Origin of the sequence: Lysinibacillus antri (genome assembly GCF_003977595.1) — a bacterium.
Taxonomy (GTDB): domain Bacteria; phylum Bacillota; class Bacilli; order Bacillales_A; family Planococcaceae; genus Ureibacillus; species Ureibacillus antri.
Map to the genome: position 1 here is coordinate 1 of NZ_RYYR01000077.1, position 760 is coordinate 760.

The window sequence follows — 760 nt, forward strand, 5'->3', positions numbered from 1 at the left end:
CATGCCATGGCCCCACATGGGGGCTTGCCAGACGCCACGTGCACGTCACGCGCGGTCAGGCTTCGGGGGCGTCAAACCGGCATCCAGCCAAACGACGACGTGGTAATGGATCACGCCGCGCCGCTGCAGCTCAGCGACCCATGCGTAGCGCACTTTTTTCTCGCCCGTGCGGCTGTAGTGCCACTTGCGCAGACCATCGAGAAAGCGGCTGATGTGCTCCGGGCGCCAGTCCCGGTTTGTGCCCGCATAGGTCAGCGTGAGCATCCAGACACGCTGGTTTTTTGGACCCTGGTTATGCAGGCACTTAGCCGACACGCCCAGCGCTTTGCGCATGCGTGTCAGGCGGGTTTTTTGGTGGTCGATTTCAATGGTGTTTTCAGTGAAGAAATCGACTACCGAAACACCCTTGCAAGTTGTTGATAGTGAGACAAGCCCGGCGCTTCGCGCCTTCTCGCCCTGCGCGTCGGCCAGGGCCTGCCCAGAGGCCGCAGAACGAGCGCGCCAAGCCTCAACCACCCGACCCATACGGGCGGACTGCTGCCAGGGCTGGAAAGCCGGGCGCGCGTCTTCGTTGAAGCGGAATTCACTCATGCCGTGCACCCGACTTCAATGATGAAAGCCGCCCAGGCGCGCAGGCGCCAATGCAGGTCATAGACCCGGCGATCAAAATCCGGCGGCAGGCGCCGAGCGCGCTCGAAATACTCCAGGTCGAGCAGCCCTTGCTTGAGCGCGAACAGGTGCCGCGCCATGTCGCTGGGAC

General features: G+C 62.9%; 1 protein-coding gene. It reads right to left on the reverse strand.

All coding sequences use genetic code 11. The annotated features are described in order from the left end of the window. Window positions 1-45: 45 nt before the first annotated feature. The gene (locus EK386_RS20385) at window positions 46-591 is read right to left on the reverse strand and encodes a rolling circle replication-associated protein (RefSeq protein ID WP_218939081.1); all 546 of its coding nucleotides are present in this window, start codon (window positions 589-591) and stop codon (window positions 46-48) included. Window positions 592-760: the final 169 nt, after the last annotated feature.